The 13,806-nt window shown below is 71.5% G+C and carries 14 protein-coding genes; 9 read left to right on the forward strand and 5 right to left on the reverse strand.

From position 1 onward, the window contains the following. The 3 genes from AC1DP0_RS07650 to AC1DP0_RS07660 all read right to left on the reverse strand — a co-directional run. Positions 1-512: metallophosphoesterase family protein (locus AC1DP0_RS07650; RefSeq protein WP_478083359.1), on the reverse strand; the 512-nt coding region annotated here is incomplete at its 3' end. A gap of 121 nt (positions 513-633) precedes the next feature. Next, the gene (locus tag AC1DP0_RS07655; RefSeq protein WP_478083362.1) at positions 634-1,011 is read right to left on the reverse strand and encodes a phage holin family protein; all 378 of its coding nucleotides are present in this window, start codon (positions 1,009-1,011) and stop codon (positions 634-636) included. A 4-nt stretch (positions 1,012-1,015) separates the two neighbouring features. After that, on the reverse strand, positions 1,016-2,104 hold the full coding sequence (locus AC1DP0_RS07660; protein ID WP_478083364.1) for a 6-phosphofructokinase: 1,089 nt from the start codon (positions 2,102-2,104) through the stop codon (positions 1,016-1,018). Positions 2,105-2,250: 146 nt separating this feature from the next. On the opposite strand from AC1DP0_RS07660, the gene hisC reads away from it, so the two are divergent. The 8 genes from hisC (at position 2,251) to AC1DP0_RS07700 (ending at position 10,587) form a co-directional block, all read left to right on the forward strand. Then, on the forward strand, positions 2,251-3,339 hold the full coding sequence (gene hisC / locus AC1DP0_RS07665; RefSeq protein ID WP_478083366.1) for a histidinol-phosphate transaminase: 1,089 nt from the start codon (positions 2,251-2,253) through the stop codon (positions 3,337-3,339). Positions 3,340-3,402: 63 nt separating this feature from the next. Beyond that, the gene (locus tag AC1DP0_RS07670; RefSeq protein ID WP_478083369.1) at positions 3,403-4,080 is read left to right on the forward strand and encodes a hypothetical protein; all 678 of its coding nucleotides are present in this window, start codon (positions 3,403-3,405) and stop codon (positions 4,078-4,080) included. A 68-nt stretch (positions 4,081-4,148) separates the two neighbouring features. Beyond that, positions 4,149-4,772, forward strand: a complete 624-nt coding sequence (locus AC1DP0_RS07675; protein WP_478083371.1) for a hypothetical protein — start codon at positions 4,149-4,151, stop codon at positions 4,770-4,772. A 59-nt stretch (positions 4,773-4,831) separates the two neighbouring features. Next, complete coding sequence (locus AC1DP0_RS07680; protein ID WP_478083372.1) at positions 4,832-5,260, forward strand: glyoxalase superfamily protein; 429 nt, start codon at positions 4,832-4,834, stop codon at positions 5,258-5,260. Positions 5,261-5,302: 42 nt separating this feature from the next. Continuing rightward, the gene (locus tag AC1DP0_RS07685) at positions 5,303-6,691 is read left to right on the forward strand and encodes an AAA family ATPase (RefSeq protein ID WP_478083374.1); all 1,389 of its coding nucleotides are present in this window, start codon (positions 5,303-5,305) and stop codon (positions 6,689-6,691) included. A gap of 300 nt (positions 6,692-6,991) precedes the next feature. Next, positions 6,992-8,146 carry a pyruvate dehydrogenase (acetyl-transferring) E1 component subunit alpha gene (gene pdhA, locus AC1DP0_RS07690; protein ID WP_478083376.1) on the forward strand — a complete coding sequence of 385 codons (1,155 nt, stop codon included), beginning with the start codon at positions 6,992-6,994 and terminating at the stop codon, positions 8,144-8,146. Further along, positions 8,146-9,132, forward strand: a complete 987-nt coding sequence (locus AC1DP0_RS07695) for an alpha-ketoacid dehydrogenase subunit beta (protein WP_478083378.1) — start codon at positions 8,146-8,148, stop codon at positions 9,130-9,132. The genes pdhA and AC1DP0_RS07695 overlap by 1 nt, the downstream gene beginning before the upstream one ends. Positions 9,133-9,147: 15 nt before the next feature. Beyond that, positions 9,148-10,587: a dihydrolipoamide acetyltransferase family protein gene (locus AC1DP0_RS07700; protein WP_478083380.1), complete on the forward strand. Its 1,440-nt coding sequence runs from the start codon at positions 9,148-9,150 to the stop codon at positions 10,585-10,587. A 198-nt stretch (positions 10,588-10,785) separates the two neighbouring features. Here the strand turns inward: AC1DP0_RS07700 and AC1DP0_RS07705 are convergent, their stop codons facing one another. Then, complete coding sequence (locus tag AC1DP0_RS07705; RefSeq protein ID WP_478083382.1) at positions 10,786-11,907, reverse strand: YeiH family protein; 1,122 nt, start codon at positions 11,905-11,907, stop codon at positions 10,786-10,788. A 102-nt stretch (positions 11,908-12,009) separates the two neighbouring features. Here AC1DP0_RS07705 and AC1DP0_RS07710 point away from each other — a divergent pair, with 102 nt between their 5' ends. After that, entirely contained in the window at positions 12,010-12,921 is a 912-nt protein-coding gene (locus AC1DP0_RS07710) for a LysR family transcriptional regulator (RefSeq protein ID WP_478083385.1), read from the forward strand. On the opposite strand, the gene AC1DP0_RS07715 is transcribed toward AC1DP0_RS07710, so the two are convergent. Then, the gene (locus tag AC1DP0_RS07715; protein ID WP_478083387.1) at positions 12,903-13,724 is read right to left on the reverse strand and encodes an oxidoreductase; all 822 of its coding nucleotides are present in this window, start codon (positions 13,722-13,724) and stop codon (positions 12,903-12,905) included. The genes AC1DP0_RS07710 and AC1DP0_RS07715 overlap by 19 nt on opposite strands. Between the last annotated feature and the right edge of the window lie 82 nt (positions 13,725-13,806).

A 13,806-nucleotide genomic window follows, 5' to 3' on the forward strand; every position in this document is an offset into this window, starting at 1 on the left:
GCGAGGTCGGCGCGGATGCGGTCGCACGCCGCCCCGACGACGGCCTGGTGCGAGCGCGGCAGCGGCTCCCCGCCGCCGGCCAGCGCAACTCGCGCATGGTCGGGGTCGAGGTAGGGGATGCCGTAGACGGCGGCCCGCACGCCGTCGCTGCCCTCGAGCAGCACCGGGAGGTCGAGCTGACCGAGGTCGGTGACCATCCGGATGCTGTCGCGGAACAGGCCGGCGCCGTAGCCGAGCCGGATGGCCGAATCGTGGTTGCCCGAGGTGATGACGACGGTCGTGACCGCCGACAGCCGTGAGAGCGTCCACTCGAAGAGCTGGACCGACTCGACGGGCGGCACCCCGCGGTCGTAGACGTCGCCGGCCACGAGGACCGCGTCGACGGGGATGCCGTCGGGCGGGTCCTCGACGAGCTCGCAGATGCGCTCGAGCACGGCCGACTGCGCCTCGTGGAGGTTCACGCCGTGGAGCGTGCGCCCGAGGTGCCAGTCGGAGGTGTGGAGCAACCGCATGCCACGACGGTAGGACCCCGCGCCGACAGCCTCCCAATCGACACCCCGAGAGCCCGAATGTCGTGAGCCCGCCCTCTGGACGGAGGGCGGGCTCACGGCTTACGTGCTGGGTCGAGTGGACTCAGTCGGTCCTGATGAAGCTGAGGATCATCGAGACGAAGGTGATGATCAAAGCGCCGAAGACGGCGTCCCAGAAGAAGTGCTCGACGTGGAAGGCGAGGTTGAACTTGCCGGCCAGCCACGAGGTGAGCGCCAGCATGAACGCGTTGACGATGAAGACGAAGAGCCCCAGCGTCAGGATGATGAACGGCAGCGAGATGAGCTTGAGGATCGGCTTGATGAAGACGTTCACGATCCCGAAGATCAGCGCCACGATGATCACGGTCTTGACGACCTGACCGGTCGAGCCGCCGCCGAACGTGATGCCGGGGATGGCCCACGCAGCGACCCACAGGGCAACGGCGTTGATGACCGTCTGCAGCGCGAAGTTGATGAGCATGCGCTCAGTGTTCCATGGGGGTGGACGCCTCGTCGGGAAGTCCGGGGTGCTCGTCGCCGGGGATGCGCGGCTGGAACATCGCGTTGAGGCGGAGCAGGTCGGGCTCGACGGTCTTGAGGGCGCCGACGGCGTCCGCGACCGGCACGCGCTCGATGCGGCCCTTCTGGAGGGCGACCATCTGGCCCCAGCCCCCGTCGAGGGCGGCCTCGACCGCGGCGACCCCGAAACGGGTGCCGAGCACGCGGTCGAAGGCCACGGGCGAGCCGCCGCGCTGGATGTGGCCGAGCGCGGTCATCCGGCTCTCGATGCCGGTGCGGCCCTGGATCTCCCGGGCGAGGATCGAGCCGATGCCGCCGAGGATCTGGTGGCCGTACTTGTCGATCTCGGGCGCCGGGATCTCCATGGTGCCCGCCTTGGGCACCGCCCCCTCGGCGACGACGACGATGGTGGCGAAGCGACCCTTCTTGTGGCGGTGGACGATCCGCTCGCAGACCTCGTCGATGTCGAAGGGCTCCTCCGGCACGAGCGTGATGGCGGCGCCGCCGGCGAGTCCCGACCAGATCGCGATGTGCCCGACGTGCCGGCCCATGACCTCGACGACAAGGACGCGGTGGTGCGACTCGGCCGTCGTGTGGAGCCGGTCGATCGCGTCCGTGCAGATCTGGACGGCCGTCTGGAAGCCGAAGGTCATCTCGGTCAGGGAGATGTCGTTGTCGATCGTCTTGGGCACCCCGATGACGGGAAATCCGTTCTCGTGCAATCGGTTGACGACCCCCATCGAGCCCTCGCCGCCGACGCCGATGATGGCGTCGAGGCCGTGCCGGTCGTAGGCCTTGCGGACGCGCTTGAGACCGTCCTCGTGGGCGAAGGGCTGGTCGCGGCTCGTGCCGAGGATCGTGCCGCCGAGGGGCAGGATGCCGCGGCACCGGTCGACGTCGAGGATCTCGTAGTCGTTGTCCATGACCCCGCGCCACGCGTTGCGGAAGCCGATGACGGTGCTGTCGTACGTGACCTCGGCGGCGCGGGTGGCGCCCCGGATGACGGCGTTGAGGCCGGGACAGTCCCCGCCCCCGGTGAGGATGCCGATGCGCATGATCTGACTTTCGTGAGGCTGGGCATGAAGAAGGAGTCGTGGCGGCGGTGACGCGACGGTGTGAGCCTAGCCACACACCCGGTCCGTCGTCAGGGGAGCGTCCATGGGCCGGTCGCTCCCGTGGACACTGCCTCTACAGTTCGAGTATGAGCGACACGGCCGAGAACACCGTCCGTCTGCGCGAGGTGCTCGCGCAGATGCCCGACTACAAGCCCGGCAAGCCCGCGGCGGCGCCCGGCGGGGTCACGGCATACAAGCTCTCGTCCAACGAGAACCCCTACGGTCCGCTGCCGTCGGTGCTCGCGGCGATCGACGACGCGGCGGCGACGGTGAACCGCTATCCCGACATGGCGGTCACGGCACTCACCGCCCGGCTGGCCAAGGCGCTCGACGTGCCGGCCGACTGCATCGCGACGGGGACGGGCTCGGTCGCGGTCCTGGCCCAGATCGTCAACGCCGCGTGCGACGCCGGCGACGAGGTCGTCTTCGCCTGGCGCTCCTTCGAGGCCTACCCGATCGTCACGCAGCTGGCCGGCGCCAAGCCGATCATGGTCGGCCTCGACGAGCAGGCCCGGCACCGCCTCGACGCGATGTTCGCGGCCATCACCGACCGCACCCGCGTCATCCTCGTCTGCACGCCCAACAACCCGACGGGACCGTGCGTCCACCAGGCCGAGCTCGAGGCCTTCCTCGACAAGGTGCCGAGCGACGTCATCGTCGTCGTCGACGAGGCGTACGTCGAGTTCGTCCGCGACCCCGAGGCCGTGCGCGGGCTCGACGTGTGGCGCCACCGCCCCAACGTCGTCGTCCTGCGCACCTTCTCCAAGGCGTACGGCCTCGCCGGCCTCCGGGTGGGGTATGCCGTGGCGCACCCTCCCGTCGCCGCCGCCCTCCGCAAGACGGCCACCCCGTTCGGCGTCAACTCGGTGGCGCAGGTCGCCGCCATCGCCTCGCTCGACGCGTTCGACGAGCTCAACGAGCGCGTCGAGTCACTGGTCGCGGAGCGCGACCGGGTCGTCCAGGAGCTCGCGGACCAGGGCTGGAAGCTGCCCCAGTCCGACGCGAACTTCGTCTGGTTCCCCCTGGGAGCCGACTCGACCGCCTTCTCGCAGGCCTGCGCCGAGGCCGGACTGACGGTGCGCCAGTACGGCGACGACGGCGTGCGCGTCACGATCGGCGAGGTCGAGGCCAACTCGCGGCTCGTCGAGGTCGCCGCAGCGTTCGGCGCCCGCTGACGGGGCGACAATGAGGTGAGCCGCGCACCGGGGCGCGGAGGCTTCGCGTGGTCGGAGGTCGGCATGGGCACGGTGCGTGACTGGCTGGCCGGCCGATGGCTCGGTGTCGGCGTCGCGGTCCTGGGCATCCTGCTCGTCCTGCCCTCGCTGCTCTCGCCGACGTGGGAGATGTCGGTGTCGGACCGCGAGCACGGCTCCCTCCTGTCCCGCCAGTGGGAGTGGAGCTGGGGTCGCGTGCGGGTCACCGGTCTGGAGGGGGTCGAGCTGCACGACGACTGGAACCCGGTCGCCCTCGGCGTCCTCGTGGTGCTGCTCGTCGCGGCTCTCGTCGGCGTCGTCGCCTTCGCGTCGCGACGGCTCGCGTGGGGTCGCAGCGCCGCCCTCGTCACGATCGCCCTGCTCACGGGGCGCGTGCTGACGACGGTGGCYGACCGTCTCGGCCGCTCGCTCGGCGAGGTCGACCAGGGCGCATCCGGCCTCACGGTCCGGTCGCAGATGACGGCTGCCGGGACGCTCGAGACGGTGGCGACGGTCGTGCTGCTCGTCGCCCTCTTGCTCGTGGTCGCCACGGTCAGCGTCGGAGGGCGGGTCGTGGAGCCCGGTGAGCCGCGCGCTCCCGGCGCTCGGTCCGCAGTGGGCGCAGGCGAACCGGCCGGTCTGCGCCCGGCCGGTGAGCACCTGGCCTCGTCTCCGGTGTCGTTCGACGACACGGCGAAGCCCGACGGGTTCCGACGGCCGTGACGACGGACGGGGCAGCGCAGGTCGAGCCGCCTGCCCGCGCGGACGGATCTCGCGGGGACGGACGGAGTATGCGTCTGGTCGGCGCCGCGCTCGGCGGCGTCGGTGTGCTGCTGGCAGCGTCCACGACCGTGTGGCCGACACGCGTGTTCGCCGTCCGGGTGCCCGAGGTCGGCGACTTCACCAAGGGTTACGAGCAACGCATCTGGTCGTGGGGGCGGCAGGTCGTCTACTCCTCCGACGGCCTCCTGCTCGACGCCTTCGCCGGACCGAACCCGGTGCCTCGGCTCGTGCTGCTCGTCGTCGTGCTCGTCCTCGCGGCAGCCGGGCTCGTGGCGTGGGTCGTGGTGCAGGGCCGGCGCGGCGAGCTGCTCGCCGCGGTCGGGCTCGGCATGGCACTCGCGACCGTCACGTCGTCCGTCATCGAGCGGGTGTCGTTCGATGCCCGGTCGATGGGTCCGCAGCCGGGCCTCACCGAGGTCACCACGACGGCGGCCTGGCTCGAGGTCGCGTCAGTCGGGGTGCTCGCGGTGACGCTCGCTCTCGTGGTCGTCCCGGTCGTGCTCCCGGGTCCGAGCGCAGCACTGGAGCGTCGTGCCTCCCTCCTGGTGCGGCACGTCGCGGTACTGCGCGACGACGCGTCACCCAGCAGCACGCATACGCCCTCGGTGGGGTTCAGCGACGACCCCGACTGACCCGGGAGGGAGGGTGCTCATCGTGCCCGGGTGTGGGCGCCCGGGGCTACCGTCGAAGCATGGACATGAAGCTCGAGCTGGTGGCGGTGCCCGTGACCGATGTCGACCGGGCCAAGGAGTTCTACGTCGAGAAGGTCGGCTTCAACGCCGACCACGACCGCACGGTGAACGACGAGATCCGGTTCGTGCAGCTGACCCCGCCGGGGTCGGCCTGCTCGATCGCCATCGGCAGGGGGCTGACGAAGATCCCGCCCGGCGGCCTCGACAACCTGCAGCTGGTCATCGCGGATGCCGACGCGGCGCGCGCCGAGCTCGTCGGCCGGGGCGTCGAGGCATCGGAGGTCGAGGAGCAGCCGTGGGGCCGCTTCGTCCACTTCGGCGACCCTGACGGCAACCGCTGGGCGTTGCAGGAGCTGCCGGCCTGGTCGAGGGGGGCCGGGGGCACCGGCAGCGCGGACGACGCCTCGGGCGAGACGGCGTCCGCCTGACGGCGGCCGCTCGCTGTCGGACCTGCGGCCTACGGTCGGGACATGCTCACCGCCGTCGCCGTGTCCGGCTACCGCTCCCTGCGCGACGTCGTCGTGCCGCTGCACGGGCTCGACGTCGTCACCGGTGCCAACGGCAGCGGCAAGTCCAGCCTCTACCGGTCGCTGCGGCTGCTGGCCGGCTGCGGTCGGGGTGACGTCATCGGCGCGCTGGCCCGCGAGGGCGGCCTGCAGTCGGCGCTGTGGGCCGGTCCGGCAACGCTCGGCGGCGCCCGCGATCGCGGCCACGGCGTCCAGGGCACCCGCCGCAAGGGACCGATCAGCCTGCAGCTCGGCTTCGCCTCGGACGACTTCGGCTACCTCGTCGATCTCGGCCTGCCGCAGCAGGCGTCGGGCAGCGACGGCACCGGCTCGCCGTCGGCGTTCCTGCGTGACCCCGAGATCAAGCGCGAGGTCGTGTGGTCCGGCCCGGTGATGCGTCCCGGCTCCGTCCTCGTCAGGCGGCGGTGGGGCGTCGTCGAGACCCGCGCCGAGGTCGGTGGCGACGACGACTGGGCCTCCGAGTGGGGAGGCGGTGGGGACGACGAGGCGGCCGAGTGGGAGTCCGACCCCGTCGAGGAGCCCGGCTCCCGGGCGGGTTCGCGGCCCGCCGCCTACCAGGCTTCCGAGGGGTCCGGAGCGCGAGCCCCCCGGCGCACGGCCCGTCCGGGGTGGACCGAGCTGACGCGGTCGATCCGCCCGTGGGAGAGCATGCTCACCGAGCTCGCCGACCCCGAGCGTGCGCCAGAGCTGCTCCGGGTGCGTCGGATGATCCGGGGATGGCGTTTCTACGACGGCTTCCGTGCCGACGCCGAGTCGCCGGCCCGGACGCCCCAGGTCGGCACCCGCACGCCGGTGCTCGCCGACGACGGCCGCGACCTCGCGGCGGCTCTGCAGACGATCCGCGAGAACGGCCGGTCCGAGCTCGAACGCGCCATCGCCGACGCGTTCGACGGGGCGATCCTCGAGGTGACCGTCGACAACGGATGGTTCGACGTGGCACTCCACCAGCCGGGCATGCTGCGCCCGCTCACCGGTGCCGAGCTGTCCGACGGGACGCTGCGCTACCTGCTCCTCGTCGCGGCCCTGCTGACCCCCGACCCGCCGCCGCTCATGGTCCTCAACGAGCCCGAGACGTCGCTGCACCCGGAACTGCTGGCGCCGCTCGCCCGGCTCGTCCGAGCGGCGGCTGAGCGCAGCCAGGTCATGGTCGTCTCCCACTCCGACGCCTTGATCGGTGAGCTCGGCGTCGTCGAAGCCGACGACGCGGACGTCCCGGTGGGGCTCGGCTCACCCGCCCGGGGCGTCACCCTCGTCAAGGACCTCGGCGAGACGCGCGTGCAGGGCCAGGGCCTGCTCACCACGCCGGCCTGGACGTGGGGCACCCGCCGCTGACCGGGCCGAGCAGTGGGAGGGCCAGCGGACGGCATACGCCCTCGGGGACGCCGCCCCGTCCGCGGTGAACTGGAAGCCTGCCGGTGTCTGTGCAGGTCAGGGGGCCGGGACGCTGCTCGAGGGGCGCAGAAGCATCCCGCATTGTGAGATTCGCAGGCCTCTCCGGTAAGTTCCGGTCCGAGGACCAAGCACGTGTCCGTCGTCACGAACGGCGGCCTTGCGCCCCCAGAAGCCGAYGAGCGGGTGACCCCCGCTTGCGGGCCGAACGAGTAGGCCGGTCTCACCGGCGAAGGAGCCCCAGTGAGCGACAAGGTTGTCGCCGAGCTGCAGGAGCCGACCCCCGCGGTCGGCGACGGTGGCCCGGACATGATCCAGCTGCTGACCCCCGAGGGTCAGCGTGTGTCCCACCCCGACTACGACAAGTACGTCGCGGACCTGACGCCGGAGGACCTGCGCAGCTTCTACCGCGACCTCGTCCTCATCCGGCGGCTCGMCGCCGAGGGCTACGCCCTGCAGCGTCAGGGCGAGCTCGGCCTGTGGCCCAGCCTGCTCGGCCAGGAGGCGGCCCAGGTCGGCTCCGGTCGCGCGCTCAAGCCGCACGACTTCGTCTTCCCGACCTACCGCGAGCACGGCGTCGGCTTCGTGCGCGGCATGGACCCGCAGAGCTCGCTGCAGCTCTTCCGCGGTGTGAGCCAGGGCGGCTGGGACCCGCAGGAGAACAACTTCCACCTCTACACGATCGTCATCGGGGCGCAGGCGCTGCACGCCACGGGCTACGCGATGGGCGTGCGGATGGACGGCAACGTCGGCACCGGCGACCCCGACCGCGACACCGCCGTCATCTGCTACTTCGGCGATGGCGCCTCCTCGCAGGGCGACGTCAACGAGGCCTTCGTCTACGCGGCGAGCTTCGATGCGCCGGTCGTCTTCTTCTGCCAGAACAACCAGTGGGCCATCTCCGAGCCCGTCGAGAAGCAGACCCGCATCCCGCTCTTCCAGCGCGCCCGCGGCTTCGGCTTCCCCGGCGTCCGCGTCGACGGCAACGACATCCTCGCCACGTATGCCGTGACGCAGCACTGCCTCGACGAGGCCCGCAACGGCAACGGTCCGCTGCTCATCGAGGCCTACACCTACCGCATGGGTGCGCACACGACTGCCGACGACCCGACGAAGTACCGCGTCTCGGCCGAGGTCGAGGAGTGGAAGTTCCGAGACCCGATCCTGCGGCTCAAGACCCTCCTCGCCCACGAGGGCATGGCAGACGAGGCCTTCTTCGCCCGCATCGACGAGGAGGCCGACCGGTTCGCCGCCGAGCTGCGCGAGGGCTGCGTCACGATGGAGACGATGCCCGGCGAGACGATGTGGGACCACGTCTATGCCGAGGACCACCCCGTCATGGAGGCGGAGCGTGCCGCCTACCTCGCCTACAAGGCGAGCTTCGAGGAGGCGAACTGATGGCGCTCGAGAAGGTCACCCTGGGCAAGAGCATCACCAACGGCCTGCGCAAGGCCATGGAGGCCGACCCGAAGGTCGTGCTCATCGGCGAGGACATCGGCAAGCTCGGCGGCGTGTTCCGCATCACCGAGGGCCTCCAGAAGGACTTCGGCGAGGACCGCGTCATCGACAGCCCGCTCGCCGAGTCCGGCATCGTCGGCACCGCTGTGGGCATGGCGCTGCGCGGCTACCGCCCCGTCTGCGAGATCCAGTTCGACGGCTTCGTCTACCCGGCCTTCGACCAGATCGTCAGCCAGGTCGCCAAGATGCACGCCCGTGCCCTCGGCGCAGTGAAGATCCCGATGGTCATCCGCATCCCCTTCGGTGGCGGCATCGGCAGCCCGGAGCACCACTCCGAGAGCCCCGAGGCCTACTTCGCCCACACCGCCGGCCTGCGGGTCGTCGCGTGCAGCAACCCCGAGGACGCCCACTGGATGATCCAGCAGGCCGTCGCCTGCGACGACCCGGTGATCTTCTTCGAGCCGAAGCGGCGCTACCACGACCGTGCGGAGTACGACACGTCCGCGACGTCCGCGCCGCGGGGGCTCTTCGAGGCCAACGTGATCCGTCAGGGCACCGACGTGACGATGGTCGGCTACGGCCCCGTCGTCAAGACGATGCTCGAGTCTGCTGCCGCTGCGGAGGCCGAGGGCACGAGCATCGAGGTCATCGACCTGCGCTCGCTCTCGCCGCTGCCGATCGAGACCATCGTCGCGTCCGTGCGCAAGACGGGCCGGCTCGTCGTCGTCCATGAGGCGAGCAGCTTCCTCGGCATGGCGTCCGAGATCTCGGCTCAGGTCACCGAGCAGTGCTTCTACGAGCTCGAGGCTCCGGTCATCCGGGTCAACGGCGCCAACATCCCGTATCCGCCGAGCCGGATGGAGGAGGAGTTCCTCCCCGACCTCGACCGGATCCTCGACGGCGTCGACCGCGCGCTCGCGTACTGAGAAGGGCTGCGACACATGGCAATCAAGACGTTCAACCTGCCCGACCCCGGCGAGGGCCTCGTCGAGGCCGAGATCGTCGAGTGGAAGGTGTCGCCCGGCGACACCGTCAAGGTCAACGACATGGTCCTCGAGATCGAGACCGCCAAGTCGCTCGTCGAGCTGCCCATCCCGTGGGCCGGCACCGTCAAGGCGCTGCTCGTCGAGGTCGGCCAGACCATCGACGTCGGCACGCCGATCATCTCGATCGACGACGGCCTGGGCGGCGACGAGGCACCCGCGGCCGCGCCGTCGATCCCGGGCGAGAAGGCCGCTCCGGTCGAAGGTGCGTCGGAGGCGATCCTCGTCGGCTACGGCGCCAAGGCGGGTGCCACCGCCCGCCGCGCGCGCAAGGGCATGGCTGCGGCCGCTCCGGCGCCGACCGAGACCGAGCAGATCGCGGCCGCAGCGCCGATCGCCGAGCCCGCTGCTCCTGCCGCTCGGGTGGAGTCCCCGGCTCCGGGGGTCCACACCGCGGGCGCCGCGGGTGGCCGCCCCAAGGCGAAGCCGCCCGTGCGCAAGCTCGCCAAGGACCTCGGCATCGACCTCGCCGCGGTCACCCCGACGGGCGCGGACGGTGTCATCACCCGTGACGATGTGACCAACCACGCGAGCGGCTCCGCCGTGGACGGCGTTGCCGCTCAAGCGGACTCGTTCGCAGCAGCCACGCCCACGGCATACCGTATGCCGTTCGGCGCGGGTGAGCGCGAGGAGCGCACGCCGATCAAGGGCGTCCGCAAGATGACCGCGCAGGCGATGGTCGGCTCGGCCTTCACGGCCCCGCACGTCACCGAGTGGATCACCATCGACGTCACGAAGACGATGGAGCTCGTCGACCGCCTCAAGGGCAGCCGCGAGTTCAAGGACGTCAAGGTCACGCCACTGCTCGTGCTGGCCCGGGCGCTCGTCCTCGCCGTCAAGCGCAACCCGGGCATGAACGCGACGTGGGACGAGGCCAACCAGGAGATCGTCCAGAAGAACTACGTCAACCTCGGCATCGCCGCGGCGACGCCGCGTGGTCTGATCGTCCCGAACATCAAGGACGCCCACGCCATGACGATGCTCGAGCTGGCCCAGGCCATCGGGCAGCTGACGGCGACGGCCCGGGAGGGTCGCACCCAGCCGGCCGAGATGTCGGGCGGCACGATGACGATCACCAACGTCGGTGTCTTCGGCGTCGACAGCGGCACTCCGATCATCAACCCGGGGGAGTCGGCGATCGTCTGCTTCGGCGCGATCCGCAAGCAGCCGTGGGTCGTCACCGACGCCGACGGCAACGACGAGATCGCGATCCGCCACGTCACGCAGCTCGCCGTCAGCTTCGACCACCGGCTCATCGACGGCGAGCTCGGCAGCCGCTTCCTCAGCGACCTCGCCGCGATCATGGCCGACCCGGCCCAGGCCCTCGTCTGGGGCTGAACCACCACCCCAACCCCACCCGTCGAAAGGCCACGTTCGGCCGCCTGCCGACCGTCGAGAGGCCACGGATGGCCGCCTGCCGACCGTCCAAAGGCCACGTTTGGCCGCCTGACTGCAGTCGAGAGGCCAGTTCCCGTCACGAGAACTGGCCTCTCGACGGGCAGGGAACGGCATACCTCGGCCTCTCGACAGGTGGGGTCAGGTGGCGAGGAGGATGCCGCCGAGCGAGACCGTCGCCACCCACGCGGTCGTCACGGCTGCGAGCACGAAGGGGCGAGGCCCCACCCGCCGCAGGGAGGCCGCCCGCACGCCCGTGCCGAGGGCGAACATCGCGAGGGTGAGCAGGGCGGTCTCGCCCCACTTGGCCAGCGAGAGCACGCCGGTCGGCACGAGCCCGGTGGTGCGCAGCGCCATGAGCGCGACGAAGCCCACGACGAAGAGCGGCACGAGCGGAGGGCGGGCTCCGCGGCCCGGGGCTGCTGAGCGGCCGGCCGCACCGTCGGTCGCGTTGTCGGTCGCGCTGTCGGCCGGGCTGTCGGCCGCGCTGCCTGACTCGGCTCGCGCGGGGGAGCGCAGCCGCCGCTCGCGGAGGCTGATCACCGCCAGCACCGGCGCCAGCAGGAGGACGCGGCCGAGCTTGACGACGACGCCCACCGCCAGCGCGCCGCTGCCGATGACACCCGACGCGGCCACCACCTGGGCCACCTCGTGGATCGAGGCGCCCGCCCACATCCCGGCCTGCGTGGGCGCCAGCCCGATCCGGCCCGCGAGCAGGGGGAGCAGCGGGATCATGGCTGTCCCGAAGAGCACGACGAGGGCCACGGAGGTCACGAGCTCTTCGTCGTCCGACTCGATGACACCGTCGACGGCCGCAGCCGCCGCGGCTCCACAGATCGAGAAACCGCCGGCGATGAGCAAGGACTGCGAGCGGCTGAGGCCCAGCAGTCGCCCCACGACCACTCCGCCCGCGATGCCCAGCACCACGACCGCGACCACCACACCGATGACTCCCCACCCGAGGCGCAGCACGTCACCGAGCGCCAGCTGGAGCCCCAGCAGCGCGACGCCGAGACGGAGCAGCCGTCTCGATGCCACTGCGAGGCCCGGCTCGAGGCGTGGGCTGAGCCGGCCGGTGTTGGCGAGCGCGGCCCCGACGACGATGGCGACGAGGAGCGGGCTGAGCGCGGGCACCCACTGGTTGAGGCCCAGGACGGCTGCCGACACTCCCGCACCGACCGCGAGACCCGGCAGGGCTCGCGTCGCCCCGGTCGAGCGGGGAGCCGAGGTGTCGGCGTGGTGCGGGCTGACGGAGGTCGACATGATGACCAGCCTTCCCTCGCAGGTGGTCCACCGGTAGCCGGAGATCCTGCATGGATCCATATCGCAGTGATATGGGCAAGGGAGCGCCCATATGCTCAGAGCATGTCTCGCACGTGGCCCGACCTCTCGGTGCTGGCCGTCCTCGTGGGCGTCGACGACCTCGGCAGCCTCGGTGCGGCCGCCCGACGGGAGGGCATGGCCCAGCCCAATGCGAGCCGAGCGGTGCGCCGGCTCGAGGGTGAGCTCGGTGTGCAGTTGCTGCGGCGCGGGGCGCGCGGATCGGCACTCACCCCGCAGGGCACCGTGGTCGTGCACTGGGCCCGCGAGGTCCTCGCCGACGCGGGGCGGCTGCTCGACGCGGCTGAGGCGCTCCGCGGAGCGCGCCGGGACGAGCTGGCGGTCAGCGCGAGCATGACCGTGGCCGAGCACCTGGTCCCGGCGTGGCTCGGTGAGCTGCGTCGGCACCACGAGGACCTGCGGATCCACCTGCAGGTGCACAACTCGACCCAGGTCTTCGAGCAGGTCGAGGCCGGCGCCTGCGACGTCGGCTTCGTCGAGTCGCCCTCGGTGCCGCGCGGTCTGCACAGCTGCACCGTGGGCCAGGACCGCCTCGTCGTCGTGGTCACACCGGCCCATCCGTGGGCCCGGCGACGCCGGGCCCTGCCTCCCGAGGAGCTGGCAAGCACACCACTCGTGGCCCGTGAGCCGGGCTCGGGCACGCGCACGACCCTCGACGACGCCCTTCGCGACCTCACCCGCGCCGAGCCGCTGCTCGAGCTGGCCAGCGGCGCAGCCGTGCGCGCCAGCGTGCTCGCGGGTGTCGGCCCCGCCGTCGTCAGCATCCTCGCGGTGCGCGAGCAGGTCGAGGCCGGCCTCCTGCAGGTCGTCGAGGTGGAGGGGCTGGCCCTGACCCGACGGCTGCGCGCGGTGTGGCGTGAACCCCGCCGCCTCACCGGCCCCGCCGGCGAGCTCGTCGCGACGGCGCGACGGCTCGGTCAGCCCTTGAAGGCCTGACGGATGAGCAGGTCCATGGCTCTGTCGGGCAGGATCTTGCGCGCCGTGACGATGGCCCGGGCACCCTTGCCGGCGGGGTAGCGGGCTGCCGGGTTGGTCGCCTCGACGGCCTTGAGCACCTTCTCGGCCACGGCCTCCGGCCCCGAGCTCAGCCGCGGGGTGTCCACGCGCTCGAACATGACGGCCATCCGCCGGGCGAGGTCCTCGTACACGGTCCCGACGGACCGCTCGACCAGGCTCTCGCGGGCGATGCCGTTCCACTCCGAGATGACCGGTCCCGGCTCGACGATGACGACGTCGATCCCGAACGGCGCGAGCTCGATGCGCAGGCTGTCGCTGAAGCCCTCGACCGCGAACTTCGTGGCGTGGTACCACGCGCCGAGCGGCTCGTAGATCTTGCCGCCGATGCTGGAGACGTTGACGATCCGCCCGCGACGGCGCGTGCGCATGTGCGGGGTGACGAGCTGGGTCAGCCGCGCCAGCCCGAAGACGTTGACGTCGAACTGTCGCCGCGCCTCGTCGACCGGCACGTGCTCGACCGGCCCGTAGGAGCCGTAGCCGGCGTTGTTGACGAGGGCGTCGATCTGCCCCTGCTCGGTGAGGATCCGGTCGACCCCCGCGACCATCGACGCGTCATCAGTGACGTCCATCGCGAACGGGATGATGCCGCGGGACTCGAGCGCGGCCATGCGCTCGACCCGGCGGGCCACGGCATACACCGTCCAGCCGGCCTCGACGAGATGGATGGCGATGGACTCACCGATGCCGGACGATGCGCCGGTGACGAGGGCTACCTTGCTCATCCCGACACCGTATGCCGCGTCGCCGGGGCCCAGCGTCACCGCCCAGTCCCAGCACCCCACCCAACCGTCGAGTGGCCACGTG

The organism is Terrabacter sp. P5_B1 (assembly GCF_056400505.1).

What these genes read in the sequence shown, in the direction of transcription:
- AC1DP0_RS07655 (WP_478083362.1), bottom strand. Translation starts at nt 1,011, where the DNA reads ATGCTCATCAACTTCGCGCTGCAGACGGTCATCAACGCCGTTGCCCTG.
- AC1DP0_RS07660 (WP_478083364.1), bottom strand. Translation starts at nt 2,104, where the DNA reads ATGCGCATCGGCATCCTCACCGGGGGCGGGGACTGTCCCGGCCTCAAC.
- hisC (WP_478083366.1), top strand. Translation starts at nt 2,251, where the DNA reads ATGAGCGACACGGCCGAGAACACCGTCCGTCTGCGCGAGGTGCTCGCG.
- AC1DP0_RS07675 (WP_478083371.1), top strand. Translation starts at nt 4,149, where the DNA reads ATGCGTCTGGTCGGCGCCGCGCTCGGCGGCGTCGGTGTGCTGCTGGCA.
- AC1DP0_RS07680 (WP_478083372.1), top strand. Translation starts at nt 4,832, where the DNA reads ATGGACATGAAGCTCGAGCTGGTGGCGGTGCCCGTGACCGATGTCGAC.
- AC1DP0_RS07685 (WP_478083374.1), top strand. Translation starts at nt 5,303, where the DNA reads ATGCTCACCGCCGTCGCCGTGTCCGGCTACCGCTCCCTGCGCGACGTC.
- AC1DP0_RS07695 (WP_478083378.1), top strand. Translation starts at nt 8,146, where the DNA reads ATGGCGCTCGAGAAGGTCACCCTGGGCAAGAGCATCACCAACGGCCTG.
- AC1DP0_RS07700 (WP_478083380.1), top strand. Translation starts at nt 9,148, where the DNA reads ATGGCAATCAAGACGTTCAACCTGCCCGACCCCGGCGAGGGCCTCGTC.
- AC1DP0_RS07705 (WP_478083382.1), bottom strand. Translation starts at nt 11,907, where the DNA reads ATGTCGACCTCCGTCAGCCCGCACCACGCCGACACCTCGGCTCCCCGC.
- AC1DP0_RS07710 (WP_478083385.1), top strand. Translation starts at nt 12,010, where the DNA reads ATGTCTCGCACGTGGCCCGACCTCTCGGTGCTGGCCGTCCTCGTGGGC.
- AC1DP0_RS07715 (WP_478083387.1), bottom strand. Translation starts at nt 13,724, where the DNA reads ATGAGCAAGGTAGCCCTCGTCACCGGCGCATCGTCCGGCATCGGTGAG.